Source organism: Empedobacter sp. UBA2044 (genome assembly GCF_002333005.1).
GTDB lineage: Bacteria > Bacteroidota > Bacteroidia > Flavobacteriales > Weeksellaceae > Empedobacter > Empedobacter falsenii_B.
Genome location: NZ_DDBA01000025.1, coordinates 1 through 16535 on the forward strand (window position 1 = coordinate 1; position 16535 = coordinate 16535).

A 16535-nucleotide genomic window follows, 5' to 3' on the forward strand; every position below is an offset into this window, starting at 1 on the left:
ACCAACTGAGCTAAGAGACCTTCGTAATTGGATTGCAAATATAGGGCTGTTTTTGAATAATCCAAATAGTTAAAATGAAAAAAATTAAATAAAATTTAATGTTAGGACTTAACTCTTTTCATTTCAAAGAAATAATTTTCAGATTTTAAAAAGAAATATTCGTTTTTTTCTTTTTCTCTTCAATTTTAACCCCTTTAAACAGGTAAATAATCCCAATAAATGAGATAGAAATGGTGATAATAGAAAAAATAAATGCCGCACTTGTGGCTAAAGTTTCATCAAAATTGAATCGATGTGCTGCGTACATAAATACAGCTTCTCTAATCCCAAATCCACTAAAAGAAATAATCGATAAAATTCCTGAAACTAAAAAGATCAATAAATAAATACTAAAATTTTCTGGATGAATATTTAATCCTTCCAAAACAAAATACAACATCCCAACTTGTATTAATTGCAATACAATCGAATAAATCATCGAGTTATAAAATGTGCGTTTATGAATAGGGAAAATCATTCCTAAAATAAATGGAACAGCTATAAAACCAACCAAAGAAAGGATTAATGAACCATATTGTACCCAAGGATAATCAGTCAGATTTGAGAAAAATATTAGGAAGATGATGATGAGTAACATTGCACAAAGACCGATAATTTTATCAAGAAAAACTGCCTGCGAAATTTCTTTCAGACTGATTTTATAGTTTTTATTCAACACATAAACTTTGTAAGCATCGCCTCCAATTCCGCCTGGAACAAAAGTGTTGTAAAACATTCCTAAGAAATACAAACGTGCATTCGATTTATATGATAAATCGAGGTTAATATCTCTGAAATAATAATCTAATCGGAAAACAGACAAGGCTTGCGAAAGAACATAAAGGATAACAGCAATAAAAATATACGCCCAATTTGCGTTTTTGTAATGACTGAAAATATCAAAAATATGTAGTTTAACGAAGAAGATATAATAGATTAATGCAATACTAATCGTTAATTTAATTCCTGTTATAATATATTTTTTAGTTTTTGGATTCAATTGAAATCTTTTGATAATTAACGCACAAATTTAGAGAATCTTCTAATAACCATTCAAAAAATTATTTATCTACCAATATTTGTCTGATATTATGTAGTTTTGCGGATAAATTAATCGAATCATGCAATCAAAAGTTATTGTAATTACAGGCTCTTCTTCGGGTGTAGGATTGACTTTAGCAAATTATTTTCACGATAAAGGACATCAAGTTTATGGTTTATCAAGAACAGCTAAAGGTCAAGAAAAATTTAAACATATTGCAACAGATGTTTCGGATAAAGAAAATGTAAAACGTAGTTTTCAACAGATTTATTTGGAAACAAAAAATCAAATTGATGTGTTGATTAACAACGCTGGAATTGGAATGTTAGGCGCTGTGGAAGATGCTTCGAAAGCTGATATCGAGAAATTATTGGAGGTTAACGTCTATGGTCCAATTTATACAATGCAAGAAGTTTTGCCTACAATGCGCGCGCAAAAAAACGGTTATATCCTGAATGTTTCGTCGATTGCGAGTAACAATGGTTTGCCTTTTAGAGGATATTATTCGGCTTCGAAGGCGATGATTGATCGTTTGATTGAATCGGCTCGTTTGGAAAATCGTCACACAGGAGTAGAAATTGCTACGTTGAATTTTGGAGATATCAAAACCAATATTGCAGAAGGTCGTGTGAAAACTTTTGTGTCAAAATTTTATCAAAAAAGATATGATGCAATGGTTGCTGATATCGATCACGAAGTGCAAGATGGTACGCCAACAGAAGATTTGATTCCGATTATTGAAAATATTTTGGCTCAGAAGAATTTGAAACCACATTATTATATTGGAAAATCGATGCAGAAATTTTCGGTAATCTTGAAAAATATTTTACCTCAAAAAATGTTCGAAAATATTATTGCAAAATATTCAAAATTAGATTAATAGATGGAAAAGGTTATTTGGCATTATAAATCTTTTGATGATTTAACATCGAAAGAAATATATAAAATTGTACAATTACGCAACGAAGTTTTTGTGATTGAACAAGATTGTATTTACCAAGATTGCGATGATAAGGATTTGGTTTGTGGACATCTTTGGGCAACAATTGGAGATGAGGTTGCAGCGTATTCTCGAATTGTACCAAAAGGAATTTCGTATGAAAATGAACCTTCAATTGGTCGTGTAATTTCGAATCAAAAGTTTCGCCGTTATGGATTAGGAAAACAATTGATGAAAAATTCGGTTCAAGTCATCGAAAATAAATTTAAAACATCTGAAATTAGAATTTCTGCTCAATCTTATCTGAAAGAGTTTTATTCATCGTTTGGTTTTGAGCAAGTTTCAGAAGAATATTTAGAAGACGATATTCCTCATATTGAAATGTTGAGAAAATGAAATTCTTAAAATACTTTTTCATTACACTATTTTCAGCTTTCATTGCATTAGTTTTGGTTGATGTCTATTATTCGAATCAACTCAAAAAAATGGCTTTGTTTAGCGGAGAAGTGCAAGAATGGAATCAAATAAGAGAAGGAAAAACGAAGGTTGAATTGGCTATTTTTGGTTCTTCTCGAGCATTTATTCAAATTAATCCGAATATTTTAGAACAAGATTTAAAACTGACCACGCATAATTTTGGATTAAACGGAAGTAAATTCAAAATGCAATTGTATCGTTTCAATTTGTATTTGAATCATAATCCAAAACCAAAAATAGTTGTTTGGAATTTAGATACTTTTTCGTTTTCACACATTGATGAAGTTTTTCAGCCAAATCAATATGCGCCATTTATGTTATGGAATTTTAAACTTTATGGTGCATTAAAAGAATATAAAGATACGAAATTGGTTGATTTTATTGTACCGCTTTATCGTTACAGAGATCAAACGTATTGGAAAGATCAAATTGTAAGGGCTAAGAAAGAAAAATTGCATAAAGACGGACTTTTTCGTGATGATGGTTTCAAATCATATAACCGAAAATGGAATGTTGATTGGGAAAAAATGAAAAAGAAAAACTCTGATTTTGACTTCTCAGATTATACTTTATTAGAAGAATTAATTGCGAAATGTGAGCAAGAAAATATTCAGCTTATTTTTACAATTGCACCCGAATTTTACAAAGGTCAAGATTATATGTTGAATCGAGAAGAAGTGATTAATCGTTATCAAACAACATTACAAAAGCATCATCTTCCGTTATTAGATTATTCGACTGATTCGATTAGTTTTAATCAAAAATACTTTTATAACACAACGCACATGAATTACAAAGGTGCGGATGCTTTTACAAAAGAATTAACAAAAGATTTGAAAAAATATATAAAATAAAAAATCTCGTAAACCAAATGGTTTACGAGATTTTTAGTTATTGTTGAAGTAATGTTTAATCTAAATTACTTCAACTTTTTTTTCTTTTTTCTGTGTTAAATAAACGCCTGATAAAATCATTCCGAATCCAAATAAATGGATCCACATTATTTTTTCTCCAACCAAAAATCCCCAAAAAACAGAAACTACGGGCATTAAATAAGTCACCATTGAGGCAAACATCGAACCTGTAGATTGTATCAATCGGTAGAATAGTATCATCGCTAAAGCAGTTCCTAAAAGTCCTAAAATAGCAACAAAACCTAAGCTTTTTAATTGTTGTTCAGTTCCTTCGAATACATCAAAAAATCCTGAAATAATTAAAATGAAAATTGAAGGTAATAACCAAATTGTGAATAAAGCCGAGGATAATTGAAATGATGGAACGTCGTTTAAATAGCGTGTTAAGATTAAACTATTCATTCCATAAAGTGCGGTTGCTAATACAATTAATAAACAATGTAAAAGACTATTTTCGCCAGAAAAACCATCGCCACCAATTAATAAAACAGCTCCAATAAATCCGATTATAGCTCCCAAAACTTGATTTTTAGTTCCTTTGATATTGAAAAATAAGGCTCCAAATAGTAAAATAAATAATGGAACTAAAGAATCTAAAATTCCAGCCGTTGAACTAGAAACGTGTGTTTGCGCCATTGGAAATAAAAACATTGGAATGAAATTTCCGCAGAAACCAGCCAATGCAACGTATTTTAATTTGTTTTTCGGAATCTTAAATAGACTTGGAATTCCCCAAATTGCCAAAACTCCTCCTGCAATTGTTAGCCGTAATGCTCCAACTTGATATGGTGTGTATGCGACCAATCCTTGCTTGATGAGAATAAACGAGCTTCCCCAAGTTAGCGCCAAAACGCCAAGGATGATCCAATGTTTTAGTTCGATTTTCATTTTTCTAAGTTTGCGCAAAGATGCACATTTCAGATGATTTTATTGAGTTGTTATTTACAAAAACAATCTGTTGTATGGTCATTTACCATTCCGGTCGCCTGCATATGCGCATAAATAGTGGTTGAACCAAAGAATTTGAAGCCACGTTTTTTCAAATCTTTTGCAATTTGATCCGAAATTTTGGTTGTTGCAGGAACTTCTTTTATCGAATTCCAATTATTGATAATCGGTTTTCCATCAACATATTTCCAGATAAAATCTGAAAAAGAACCAAATTCTTTTTGAATTTCTATAAATAATTTTGCATTATTAATTGCTGCCGAAATTTTTCCTCGATGACGAATAATTCCTTCATTTTGTACCAATTCATCAATTTTAGTTTCATCAAATTTGGCTACTTTCTCTACATTAAAATCAGCAAAAGCTTTTCTAAAATTTTCTCTCTTTTTAAGAATTGTGAACCAACTTAATCCTGCTTGAAAAGATTCGAGAATCAAAAATTCGAATAAAATTTTATCATCTTTTACAGGTTTTCCCCATTCGTTATCGTGATAATCGATGTAATCTTGGTCTTTATTTACCCAAGCGCAACGTGTTTTTTCCATGGTTTTTTAAATTTCTAAATATTTTTATAAGCTTCTTTAACCGAATAAACGGGTAATTGACACGTATAATTTTCGCAAATATGAATGGATGTTTTATTTTCGATGAATCGATTTTGAGTGATTTCTAAATTCTCGTTTTTTGAAGCAACAAAAATTGCATTCGGAACATAACATTGTTGAATTTGCTTTGAGAATTCTAGGGCATTTTCGCCAATGATTACAATTTCTTTGAACGGATAAGCGAAATTTAGATACAACTGAATCCAATTTGCAAAACCAGTTGGATAATCGTGATTTTTTTCTTCGATATTGGTTAACATTTGTTTCGCTTGTTCAATGTATTTTTCTTGATTGAGAATTTTTCCTAATTTAAATAAATTATTTGCCATTACCGAATTTGATGATGAAATAACATTGTCATAAATTTCAAATGTTTCATTAACCAAAGGCGTATCATAATGAGATTTGTACGCAAACATTTTATTCTTGTGATTATAAAATTGATTAAAAGTTTCTTCCGTTAATGTTTGGGCAGTTTCTAAATAATGCATCTCCGAAGTGACTTCATAAAGCTTAATTAACGCTTCAATCATTAAGGCATAATCATCCAAAAATCCGGGAATTGTAGTTTGGTTGTCTTTATAATTTCTGAACAAAATTTCACCATTCCATTGATTTTCTAAAATAAAATTGGTTGCATTTTTTGCTAAATCAAGATATTCATCATTTTCAAAAGTGATAAATGCATCACACAAACTTTTTATGGTTAAAGCATTCCAAGAAGTTAAAACTTTTTCGTCGCGATGAGGTTTTATGCGCTGTTCACGAATTGGATTAAGAATTTTTTTCCATTGAGAAATTTTGGTTTGAAGTTCTGTTGTTTTAATGTTCTGCTTCGTAGCAAAATCTTCGTCATCTGTCAATCGCATTAAAATATTATTACCATGTTCCCATTCTCCAAATTCATCAACATTGTAATATTGCTGAAATAAGTCAAAATCATTTTTCAAAATTGTTTTCAATTCATCCGATTTCCAAACATAATATTTTCCTTCTTCACCTTCAGAATCAGCATCAATAGCAGAATAAAAAACACTTTCAGGCGAAAGCATTTCATCTTTCAACCAATTAATTGTTTCTTCTACAACTGTTTTATATTCTTCTTCTCCAAAAACTTTATATGCATTTGAATAAAGCGAAAGTAATTGCCCATTATCATATAGCATTTTTTCGAAATGAGGAACTTTCCAATACGGATCAACAGAATAGCGAGAAAAACCACCTTTTAGTTGATCGTAAATTCCGCCAAAAGCCATTCTATCCAATGTAATTTTGGTCTGAATCAAACAATGTTCGTTGTTAGTTTGAATTCCATATCGCAAAATAGTTTCCCAAGCATTTGGTAACATAAATTTTGGTGCACGATTAAAACCTCCCCATTCATCATCAAATTGTTGTTGCCAAAATTCGAAAGTTTCATCTATTTTATCTGTTGAAAAAGTTGAAGAAGATTTCAATTCAATTGTTTCCATTTTATTTAAACCATCTGCAATAGAGTTGACATATTCCATTGTTTTAGTTTGATTGTGATGATATAAATGATTAATATTTTCTAATAATTCAATCCATTGAACTTTTGGAAAATAAGTTCCGCCATAAAAAGGATGACCATCAGGCAAGGCAAAAATATTCAGCGGCCAACCACCAGATTGATGAATTATTTGCGAAACATTCATGTACAAAGCATCTAAATCAGGGCGTTCTTCACGATCAATTTTAATACAAACAAAATTATCATTCATTACCTTTGCAACTTCTTTGTTTTCAAAAGATTGATGTTCCATCACGTGACACCAATGACAAGCTGAATATCCAATTGAAATAAACAAAGGTTTGTTGACTTTTTTTGCATGAATCAAAACTTCGTCACTCCAACTTTGCCACCAAACAGGATTATTTTCGTGTTGTTTCAAATACGGACTTGTCGCTGATTTTAGATTATTTTGTTGAAAATTCATGATTCTTGTTTAGAAATTTAAAGTTCGTACATTTTTTGTGGACGAAAAATTATATTTTCGATAAAAATTAAAACACATGAACATTTACGAATACATTTCTATTGGCGCATATATGGCTCTGATGATTGGAATCGGGATTTACTCCTACCGAAAGTCAACAAGTAATTCCGAAGATTTTTTGATTGGAGGAAGGAAAATGGGAGCAGCTGTTACGGCGCTTTCTGCTGGTGCTGCTGATATGAGTGGTTGGTTGTTAATGGGCGTTCCAGGAGCAATGTATTTTACAGGTTTGTCGAGTGCTTGGATTGCAATTGGATTGACAACAGGATGTTTTTTGAACTATATTTTTGTCGCACCGCGATTACGAATTTATACAGAAATCGCTCAAAATTCGATTACATTACCCGTATTTTTTGAAAATCGTTTCAAAGATAAATCGCGTTTATTAAGAATTGTTTCTTCAATATTAATCTTAATATTTTTTACATTATATACTTCTGCTGGAATGGTTTCTGGAGGCAAATTGTTTGAATCTGCTTTTGGATTAGATTATATGACTGGACTTTGGATGACAAGTTTTGTAGTTGTATTATACACTTTTTTAGGTGGTTTTTTAGCGGTAAGTTTAACTGATTTCGTACAAGGGACGATTATGGTTTTGGCTTTGGTTATTGTTCCGATTGTAGCAATTTCTGAAATTGGTGGAGTTGGTGAAACCTTTTCGTTGATTAATGATAAAGGCGATAAATATTTAGATTTATTTAAAGGTACAACAACAATTAGTATATTATCCTTGATGGCTTGGGGGTTAGGATATTGTGGTCAGCCCCATATTTTAGTACGTTTTATGGCGATTGGAAACCCGAAAGATTTAGCGAAAGCTAAAGATATTGGAATTACATGGATGATTTTTACAGTAGGTGGAGCACTTTTAGTTGGTTTAGTTGGTATCGCATATTTAATGAAATTTGATCAAACAACAATGTTAAAATTTGATGGGTCTAAAACAGAAGCAGAAACGATTTTTATTTATTTTTCACGTGTTTTGTTTCATCCATTAGTTGGTGGATTTTTATTATCAGCAATTTTAGCAGCTGTAATGAGTACAATTTCTTCACAATTATTAGTAACATCAAGTTCGTTAACAGAAGATATTTACAAAGCATTTTTGAACAAAAAAGCAACACCAAAACAGTTATTAACAGCAAGTCGTTTATCGGTTTTAATTGTAGCATTAATCGCGGTGTTGTTGTCATTAACACCAAAAGATTCTATTCTAAATTTAGTTGGAAATGCTTGGGCAGGATTTGGATCTGCATTTGGACCAGTAATCGTTTTCTCTCTTTTTTGGAAAAAAACTTCTTGGCAAGGAGCTTTAGCAGGTATGTTAACAGGAGGAATTGTTGTCTTAGCTTGGGTTTATGTAAATCACGATTACAAAGATTGGTACGAAATGATACCTGGGTTTTTATCTTCGGTTATCGCAATTTATGTCGTTTCGTTAATGACTCAAAAACCGAATCAAGAGATTGATAAAGAATTTGATGAAATGAAAGCTGTTTTGAAAGAGAATTAATGCATCCAAAAGAAATAGAAAATATATTAAAGTTAAATCCTTTTGATCGTTATCAATATTTTATTCGAAAAATTGCTGATTGGGAAATTGCTTATACATTGATTTTTCCTGATGGTGATTACGCTATTTCTATAATTAATGATAAAAAAATATTTCCAATTTGGTGTGCAAAGGAATTTGCTGAATTAACAAAAAACGATGGTTGGGAAAATTGTGAAGTATTGGAATTGACTTTTGATGATTTTGAAGAAACTCTTTTTGATTATATTGATGAAAATCATTTATTGATAAATGTGTTTCCTACAGATAAAACTGGTTTTGTTGTCAGTTTAGAAGAGTTTGCTAGAGATTTGAAAGATGAATTAGAACAATATCAATGAAATATAAAAAAATAGGTAGAGGCATTTGTTTACCTTTTTTATTGCTGAAAATTATGAATTTATTATTCAAAAGTTAAAACTTAAAACTTAAAAAATTGTTGATAAGTTTCACTTGTAGAGAATAAGGTCAAAAGAGAGATTTGTTTGTATATTTGTAAAGTTTGATTAAAAAAATAGTCAAAATTAAATCAATTTATACGAAAAGATGAACGATATTATTCAATTACTGCCAGATCATGTAGCCAATCAAATTGCCGCAGGAGAAGTTGTACAACGACCAGCTTCTGTGATAAAAGAATTGATTGAAAATGCGGTGGATTCTGGTGCAACTTCTATTCAGGTGATTGTAAAAGATGCTGGCAGAAGCTTGATTCAAGTGATTGATAATGGTTCGGGAATGAGTGTGACGGATGTTCGAATGGCTTTTGAACGTCACGCAACTTCAAAAATCAGAAAGACAGAGGATATCTATAATATTCATACAAAAGGTTTTCGTGGAGAGGCTTTGGCGTCGATTGCTGCGGTTGCACAGGTAGAAACGAAAACGCGTCGAGAAGAGGATGAGGTTGGTTCGCAATTGGTGATTGAAGGCGGAGAAGTTCGCAACCAAGATCCTGTTGTTTGTCCAGCTGGAACGTCTATTTCGGTAAAAAATCTTTTCTATAATGTGCCTGCTCGTCGTAATTTCTTAAAATCAAATCAAGTTGAATTTCGTCATATTCAAGATGAGTTTCAACGTGTTTCGATGGCGCACGAAAACATTAGTTTCTTTTTACATCACAATGATGCAGAGGTTTATCATTTGAAAGCCGGAAATCTGAAACAACGTATTGCTCAAATTTTTGGAAAAAAATTAAGTTCACAAATTATATCCGTTGAAGAAGATACAGAAATTGTAAAAGTGAAAGGTTTTGTGGGGAAACCAGATGCTGCAAAAAAATCGCGTGGCGAACAATTTTTCTTTGTGAATAATCGCTTTATTCGTAGCGGATATTTGCATAATGCAATCGTAGACGCTTTCGAGAGTTTGTTGCCAATGGGATATAGTCCTTCTTATTTTTTGTATTTAGAAATTGATCCGTCAAAAATTGATATTAACATTCATCCAACTAAAACAGAAATTAAATTTGAGGATGAAGCATTGATTTTTACTATTCTTAGAGCTGCTGTAAAACACGCTCTGGGACAATTTAATGTAATTCCTTCGTTGGATTTTGAACAAGACCCAAACTGGGCTTTTATTCCGTCAGCGACAGAAGATACGGAAATTAAAATGCCAGAAATTACGGTTGATTCTAGTTTTAACCCTTTCGAGCATCAACAAACAAGAGCGCCGAAACCATCTGATATTCGTGCGAATATGGATTTTTATAAAGATGCTGTTGAGTTAGAAATTGAAAATAATCATGCGCATCAATTATTTGAATCTGAAGATTTTCATGATAGTTTTGAAGTAATTCAATGGATGAATCAATATTTGGTTGTTGAATATCGTGGCGAATTGTTAATCATCGATCAACATCGCGCGCATCAAAAAATATTATTCGAAAAATTTATACATTCAAATAATGGAAGTGCTTTGGTACAACAAATGCTTTTCCCGATAGAGTTGGAACTTTCGCCAAATGATCGTCAGAAATTAATCAATGTAGAACATCAATTGTTGAATTTTGGTTTTGATATATCGTTGGATGAAGAAGCGATACAGATTAATGCGATTCCTGTTGATGTGCAACAAGAGGATGTTGTGTCTGTTTTTATGGATTTTATCGAGGAATTGGAATACCAAGAATCAATTGAATTAGAAAATACGTTTGCAAAAATTTTAGCAAAAAATGCGGCTGTTAAAAAAGGAGTTTCATTAAAATCTGAACAAATGCAAACTTTGGTTGAAGAATTGCTAAGACTACCAAATCCGAATTATACGCCATACGGACGCCCAATTTTTGTGCAGATGAATACGGCTGATATCAAAAAAACATTACAATAAGAGATGAGACAATCTATTCCACCGATTACAAAGAATTTACTTATTATAAACGGTTTGTTCTTTTTTGCAACATTTGTTTTTATGCAGACTAGACAAATCGATTTGAGAGTGATTTTAGGTGCTTTTTATCCAGAATCTCCCAACTTCAAATTTTGGCAAATTTTGACGCATATGTTTATGCATGCCGACTTTTCACATATTTTGTTTAACATGTTTGCATTGTGGATGTTTGGTTCTGTGGTTGAACAAACTTTTGGACCAAAAAAATTCTTGACGCTTTATTTGTTAGCTGGTTTAGGCGGTTTTATATTGTTTAATGCAGTTAATTACTTTCAAATAGAGCAGTTAAAAGATGCTGTTCAAACGCAAGGAATAGGTTTTAGTCAAATTTATGAAGCTGCAAAATTAAATATGCAAGGTGGATATCATACGAATTCAATTATTCAAAATAATCAAGCTGCGTCAGAACTTTTGACAAATTATGTAACACCAATGGTTGGTGCTTCTGGTGCTATTTATGGTTTGTTATTGGCTTTCGCGGTTTTATATCCAGACGAAAAATTAATGTTAATCTTTTTTCCAGTACCAATTAAAGCAAAATATTTTATTCCAATTATGGTGTTAATTGAGTTTTATATGGGATATCAAAATATCGGAAATGTAGCACATTTTGCGCATTTAGGAGGTGGATTGATTGGTTTCTTGTTAGCAAGATATTGGAAAAAGAATTTATATAGATGGAATTAAAAAATGGCAAATAATATCTTAGACGATTTAAAATTAAAATATTCATCAGGAAATAGCGCAACAAAATTAATTTACGTTAACGTTGTGGTGTTTTTTACATTGTTAATTGTTGATTTTGTTCTTCGAACGGTAGTAAATTCTACGATTACAACAACTGGTTTGTTTGCTTTGTCATCTTTCGATGATTTGATTGTAAGACCTTGGCAAATCCTAACATATTCTTGGTTACATGGCAATCTTTTTCATTTGATAATGAATATGGTTTTGTTGTATTTCGTTGGGCAAATGTTTTTGCAACAATTTCAGAACCGAAATTTAGTTACATTCTATATTTTTGGAGGAATCGCTGGTGGAATTTTCTTTTTATTGTTTCAGAATTTATTCAATTATTCACATTTATTAGTTGGTGCTTCGGCAGCGGTTTATGCGGTGTTTTTTGCAATGATTTCTTATAATCCGAAAATGCCCGTTCGTTTGTTGTTGATTCCAACTTCATTTCCATTGTTGTATGTTGGTTATGTATTTATCGCATTCGATGTGTATAATATTATTGCTAATCAAAATGCAGGCGGAAGTATTTCGCATTTGGGAGGTGCTATTTTTGGTTATCTTTATATGAAACAATTTGAGAGAGGAAATGATTTTTTAGGTAACTTTATTTTCAAAATAGAGCAGTTATTTAAGAAAAAAGAGAAATCAACTTTCAAAACATATAAAAATACTTCTTCAACTTCTTCGCGATCAAATGTTCCGAAAGATGATTACGATTTTAATCATCAAAAAGTTGAAAAACAAAAGAAAATTGATGTAATTTTAGATAAGATTTCTCGTTCAGGTTACGAGAGTTTGTCAAAAGAAGAAAAAGACTTTCTGTTTAGAGAAGGTAGGTAAAATGAGTATAATCAGTAAGTTTAAACTAAATTATTTCAATCGTTTAGTACTAACAATTAATATCGTTTTTTTGTTGGTGGCTTATTGTGTCTATTTAAATAAAATTTTTACGCCTACAGAAATTCCATATTTTAACTTCATTTCGATCGGTTTCCCAATATTATTTGCATTCGGAGCAATGTTTTTACTGTATTGGTTACTGTTTAGCTGGCGACATTTTTTATTAATTTTGGTTCTTTCAGCCGGATTATTTTATCCTATTTATCTTTCATATCCAATTATACAATTCAATAAAGTTGAAGACAAAAAAGCTGATTTATCTGTATTGACATATAATGTACATGGTTTTAAAGAAGAAGGAACAAAAGAGCTTTTGATTAAGAATAAAGCTGATATTATGTTGCTTCAAGAGGCATATGAAGGTCAACAGAAAAGTCTAAAAAATAAAGAATTCAAAAATTATTATTCAGAATTTTATGGTTTATTGACAATTTATAGTAAATATCCTATTATTCAAACAAAAAAAATAACACCTGATGATAATGAAGAATTGAATGGACTTGCCGCTTATGCTGATATCGATTTGGGAAATGATACGATTCGTGTGATTAATGTTTATCTTGAGCCAATGTACATTGATAAAGCGATGGTGAAAGAAATTATTCAGTCTGATGATTCGCGAACTGCTGAAATTTCGAGTCGAAAAGTTGAGTTAAAATTGGTGCAAGGAATGCAAAAACATCAAAAACAGTTAGAAGCGATTATTCCATATATCACATCTTCGCGTCATCCAGTTATTTTGGGAACGGATCTTAATTCGACTCCAGTTTCTTACGAATATGAGAAGTTGAAAAAATATCTTCACGACTCTTATATAGAAGTTGGAAAAGGAAATGCGACAACTTTTCATGGATTTAAATTTCCAATTAGAATTGATTATTTATTTCATTCTAAGTTATTTAAACCTATTGAGGCACATGTTATTCGAAAAAAATTCTCGGATCATTATCCAGTAGCTGTAAAATATAAAATTTCAGAATAAATTTTTCCTATATTTATTCAATAATCAATCAAAATGAACCAGAAAGAAAGCTTTATTCAAGACATACAAAGTCGTTATTCTTTTAAAAACGATAAAATAATTTTAGGCAAAGCCAAATTAGATGGCGAAATTGTAGAAGAAGCTGAAATTTCAGTTGCGCTAAAAACAATGAATCGTCACGGGTTGATTGGTGGTGCAACGGGAACTGGGAAGACAAAATCTTTGCAGATTATCGCAGAGCAACTTTCTTTAAAAGGCGTTCCAACATTATTGATGGATATCAAAGGAGATTTATCAGGGATTGGAGCAGCTGCAAATTCGGAAGATAAAAATGCGCAAGAAAGAATGGAATCGCTTAATTTGCCTTTTGATCCGCAAGCTTCTCCTGTCGAATTTTTGTCTATTTCTGATGAACCAGGAGCAAGACTTCGTGCGACTGTAAGTGATTTTGGACCAATTTTATTCAGTAAAATTTTAGAACTGAATGAAACACAAGAAAGTATTATTTCAATTATATTCAAATATTGTCAAGATCGTAATTTACCTTTGATTGATTTGGAGGATATTCGACGTGTTTTGCAATATGTGACAGATTCCGATGAAGGAAAATCAGAATTAAATTCGAATTATGGAACAATTGCGCCAGCGTCTTTGGGAACTATTTTGCGTAAAATTGTTGCATTAGAACAACAAGGAGCAACAAAGTTTTTTGGAGAACCAAGTTTTGATGTTCAAGATTTATTGAAAACGAAAGACGGAAAAGGAATTGTAAATATTATTCGTTTGATTGATATTCAAAATCAGCCCAATTTATTTTCAACTTTTATGTTGAGTTTATTGAATAAAATTTATTCTCAATTCCCTGAATCTGGAGATTCTGATAAACCGAAATTGGTTATTTTTATTGATGAAGCACATTTGATTTTTAAGCAAGCTACAAAAGCTTTATTGAATCAAATTGAAACAATGGTAAAATTAATTCGATCAAAAGGTGTAGGATTATATTTTGTAACGCAAGTTCCTGGTGATGTTCCTGATACGGTTTTGAGTCAATTAGGGCTTAAAGTTCAACACGCATTAAGAGGTTTTACAGCCAAAGATCGTAAAGAAATTACAAAAGCGATAGAAAATTATCCGACAACAACCTATTATAAAGCGGATGAGGTCATCACTCAATTAGGAATTGGAGAGGCTTTTGTGACGGCTTTAGATGAAAAAGGGATTCCAACTCCTTTGGCGTATACGTATATGCGAGCGCCGAATTCGAGAATGGATATTTTAACTTCAAATGAAATCGATACGATTACCTCAAATTCAGATTTAGTGACTAAATATGCAACAGATATTGATTGTGAATCTGCAAATGAAATTTTATCGAAAAAGTTAGAACAACAAAAAAATATAGAGAAACCTGCTGCTAAAGCAACTTCAACAAGAAGTGTTCCTAAGGAAAAAGATTGGACAGATAATCCTGTTGTGCGTGATGTAAGTCGTACTGCAACTCGAAAATTGATGGATTTTGGAATGAAAATGTTAACTAATTTTTTAAAAGGAAAAAAATAAGCACGTGTACGCGATTTTAGATATAGAAGCGACTGGCGGAAAAGTAGGAGAAGAGTCAATCATAGAGATTGCAGTGTATAAATATGATGGAAAAGAAATTGTAGATCAGTTTATATCATTAGTCAATCCTGAAAAAAAGATTGACCAATATGTACAAAGATTAACGCATATTTCGGATAAGATGGTGCTGACAGCGCCTAAATTTCACGAAGTAGCAAAACGTATAGTTGAGATTACAGATGATTGTATTTTAGTTGGACATAATGTAATGTTTGATTATAGAATGCTAAAACAAGAATTCGATCGTTTGGGTTATAATTACGAAAAAGAATGGATTGATACGTTCGAATATAGCGAAAAATTAATTCCAGGATTACCTTCATATTCTTTAGGGAAATTATGCGAATCGCTTGGAATTTTAGTGACAGACAGACATAGAGCTTCTGGAGATGCAAGAGCTACAATTTCTTTGTTTAAGTTGTTGTTAGATAAAGATTCGGAGAAAATAATTACGAAAAAAACAGGTTTAAAACAACCTAAAAAAGCACATTCTAAATATCAGAAACTTCTTGAAGGTTTACCTAATTCTATCGGGGTTTATTATTTATACAATAGCCGAAAGCAACTTATTTATATTAGTCGAAGTAATAATATTGCGCGATCTATTAATCAAATTTTTACATCAAAAACTCTAAAAGCAAATAAACTTAAGCGTTATACTCGTTCTATAAAATTCGAAGAAACCGGTAGTGGTTTTCTTGCTGCAATTAAAGAAAATAACGAGGTCTTGAATAATCAACCAATGTATAACGTAAAGTTGGTAGAGAATAAAGTTTATCCTTTTGGATTGTATTATTTAGAGTCTAAACGTGGTTATTCGAGATTAGAAATAGGGAAAGTTAGAAAGACTCAACCTGTTTTGAAATTTAAAACTAAGGAACGCGCAAAAGAGGTTTTAGAGAAAATTGTTCATGATTATAATCTTTGTCAACAAGTAAATGCGGGAATTAAATCTGATGAATCTTGTTTCCAATATAAAGTAAATAAATGCAATGGAGCTTGTGTAAAAGAGGAATCTAAAGAAGTTTATAATGAGCGAATTCAAAGTTTTATTAAAACAACTGAATATCCTTCCGAAACTTTTTTGATTATTGATAAAGGACGAAAAGGAATTGAAAAATCATTTTATTTAGTTGAGAATGGGGAATTTAAAGGATATGGTTATTACGAATATCATCATCAAATAAAAACGCTAGAGAAGATTCATAATATCTTAATTCCGATTCAAGAAACGGAAGAAATAAAAAATATGCTCAAATATTTTTTGTATAAAGTTTCTTCTAATCCTAATCAAATCATTATTATTGAATAATTAATTCGATTAATATTTAATCAACGAATAAAAATATGTAACGTCCTGAAA

Annotated in this window: 15 protein-coding genes; 11 read left to right on the forward strand and 4 right to left on the reverse strand. The window is 31.2% G+C overall.

Going from position 1 to position 16535, the window contains the following annotated elements:
- Positions 1–145: 145 nt before the first annotated feature.
- Entirely contained in the window at positions 146–1039 is an 894-nt protein-coding gene (locus B4E59_RS03980; RefSeq protein WP_291051514.1) for a lysylphosphatidylglycerol synthase transmembrane domain-containing protein, read from the reverse strand.
- A gap of 121 nt (positions 1040–1160) precedes the next feature.
- Here B4E59_RS03980 and B4E59_RS03985 point away from each other — a divergent pair, with 121 nt between their 5' ends.
- Genes B4E59_RS03985 through B4E59_RS03995 form a run of 3 tightly spaced genes read left to right on the forward strand, consistent with a single transcriptional unit; the run spans position 1161 to position 3352 of the window.
- Entirely contained in the window at positions 1161–1961 is an 801-nt protein-coding gene (locus B4E59_RS03985) for an SDR family NAD(P)-dependent oxidoreductase (RefSeq protein ID WP_291051516.1), read from the forward strand.
- 3 nt (positions 1962–1964) lie between these two features.
- Positions 1965–2417 (forward strand): GNAT family N-acetyltransferase, encoded by a 453-nt coding sequence (locus tag B4E59_RS03990; RefSeq protein WP_291051519.1) that lies wholly within the window; start codon positions 1965–1967, stop codon positions 2415–2417.
- Positions 2414–3352 carry a hypothetical protein gene (locus B4E59_RS03995; protein ID WP_291051522.1) on the forward strand — a complete coding sequence of 313 codons (939 nt, stop codon included), beginning with the start codon at positions 2414–2416 and terminating at the stop codon, positions 3350–3352. The genes B4E59_RS03990 and B4E59_RS03995 overlap by 4 nt, the downstream gene beginning before the upstream one ends.
- Before the next feature lie 60 nt (positions 3353–3412).
- Here B4E59_RS03995 and B4E59_RS04000 read toward each other — a convergent pair whose 3' ends face one another.
- From B4E59_RS04000 to B4E59_RS04010, 3 genes are read right to left on the reverse strand one after another with little or no spacing between them, the layout of a single operon-like run.
- Positions 3413–4300 carry a DMT family transporter gene (locus tag B4E59_RS04000; protein ID WP_115001523.1) on the reverse strand — a complete coding sequence of 296 codons (888 nt, stop codon included), beginning with the start codon at positions 4298–4300 and terminating at the stop codon, positions 3413–3415.
- 50 nt (positions 4301–4350) lie between these two features.
- On the reverse strand, positions 4351–4905 hold the full coding sequence (locus tag B4E59_RS04005; RefSeq protein WP_291051528.1) for a DNA-3-methyladenine glycosylase I: 555 nt from the start codon (positions 4903–4905) through the stop codon (positions 4351–4353).
- 14 nt (positions 4906–4919) lie between these two features.
- Positions 4920–6923 carry a thioredoxin domain-containing protein gene (locus tag B4E59_RS04010; RefSeq protein WP_291051531.1) on the reverse strand — a complete coding sequence of 668 codons (2004 nt, stop codon included), beginning with the start codon at positions 6921–6923 and terminating at the stop codon, positions 4920–4922.
- Positions 6924–6999: 76 nt separating this feature from the next.
- Here B4E59_RS04010 and putP point away from each other — a divergent pair, with 76 nt between their 5' ends.
- From putP to B4E59_RS04050, 8 genes are all read left to right on the forward strand, one after another.
- On the forward strand, positions 7000–8499 hold the full coding sequence (gene putP / locus B4E59_RS04015) for a sodium/proline symporter PutP (protein ID WP_291051534.1): 1500 nt from the start codon (positions 7000–7002) through the stop codon (positions 8497–8499).
- Entirely contained in the window at positions 8499–8879 is a 381-nt protein-coding gene (locus B4E59_RS04020) for a DUF2750 domain-containing protein (RefSeq protein WP_291051537.1), read from the forward strand. Before putP ends, B4E59_RS04020 begins: the two co-directional genes overlap by 1 nt.
- A 205-nt stretch (positions 8880–9084) precedes the next feature.
- The gene (gene mutL, locus B4E59_RS04025; RefSeq protein ID WP_291051540.1) at positions 9085–10869 is read left to right on the forward strand and encodes a DNA mismatch repair endonuclease MutL; all 1785 of its coding nucleotides are present in this window, start codon (positions 9085–9087) and stop codon (positions 10867–10869) included.
- 3 nt (positions 10870–10872) lie between these two features.
- Positions 10873–11616, forward strand: coding sequence for a rhomboid family intramembrane serine protease (locus B4E59_RS04030; protein WP_524535941.1), 744 nt, complete (start codon positions 10873–10875; stop codon positions 11614–11616).
- A 3-nt stretch (positions 11617–11619) separates the two neighbouring features.
- Positions 11620–12507: a rhomboid family intramembrane serine protease gene (locus B4E59_RS04035; RefSeq protein ID WP_291051546.1), complete on the forward strand. Its 888-nt coding sequence runs from the start codon at positions 11620–11622 to the stop codon at positions 12505–12507.
- A 1-nt stretch (position 12508) separates the two neighbouring features.
- Positions 12509–13549: an endonuclease/exonuclease/phosphatase family protein gene (locus B4E59_RS04040; protein WP_291051549.1), complete on the forward strand. Its 1041-nt coding sequence runs from the start codon at positions 12509–12511 to the stop codon at positions 13547–13549.
- 33 nt (positions 13550–13582) lie between these two features.
- Positions 13583–15112, forward strand: coding sequence for a helicase HerA-like domain-containing protein (locus B4E59_RS04045; protein WP_291051552.1), 1530 nt, complete (start codon positions 13583–13585; stop codon positions 15110–15112).
- A 4-nt stretch (positions 15113–15116) separates the two neighbouring features.
- On the forward strand, positions 15117–16484 hold the full coding sequence (locus B4E59_RS04050) for an exonuclease domain-containing protein (protein WP_291051555.1): 1368 nt from the start codon (positions 15117–15119) through the stop codon (positions 16482–16484).
- Positions 16485–16535 lie beyond the last annotated feature (51 nt).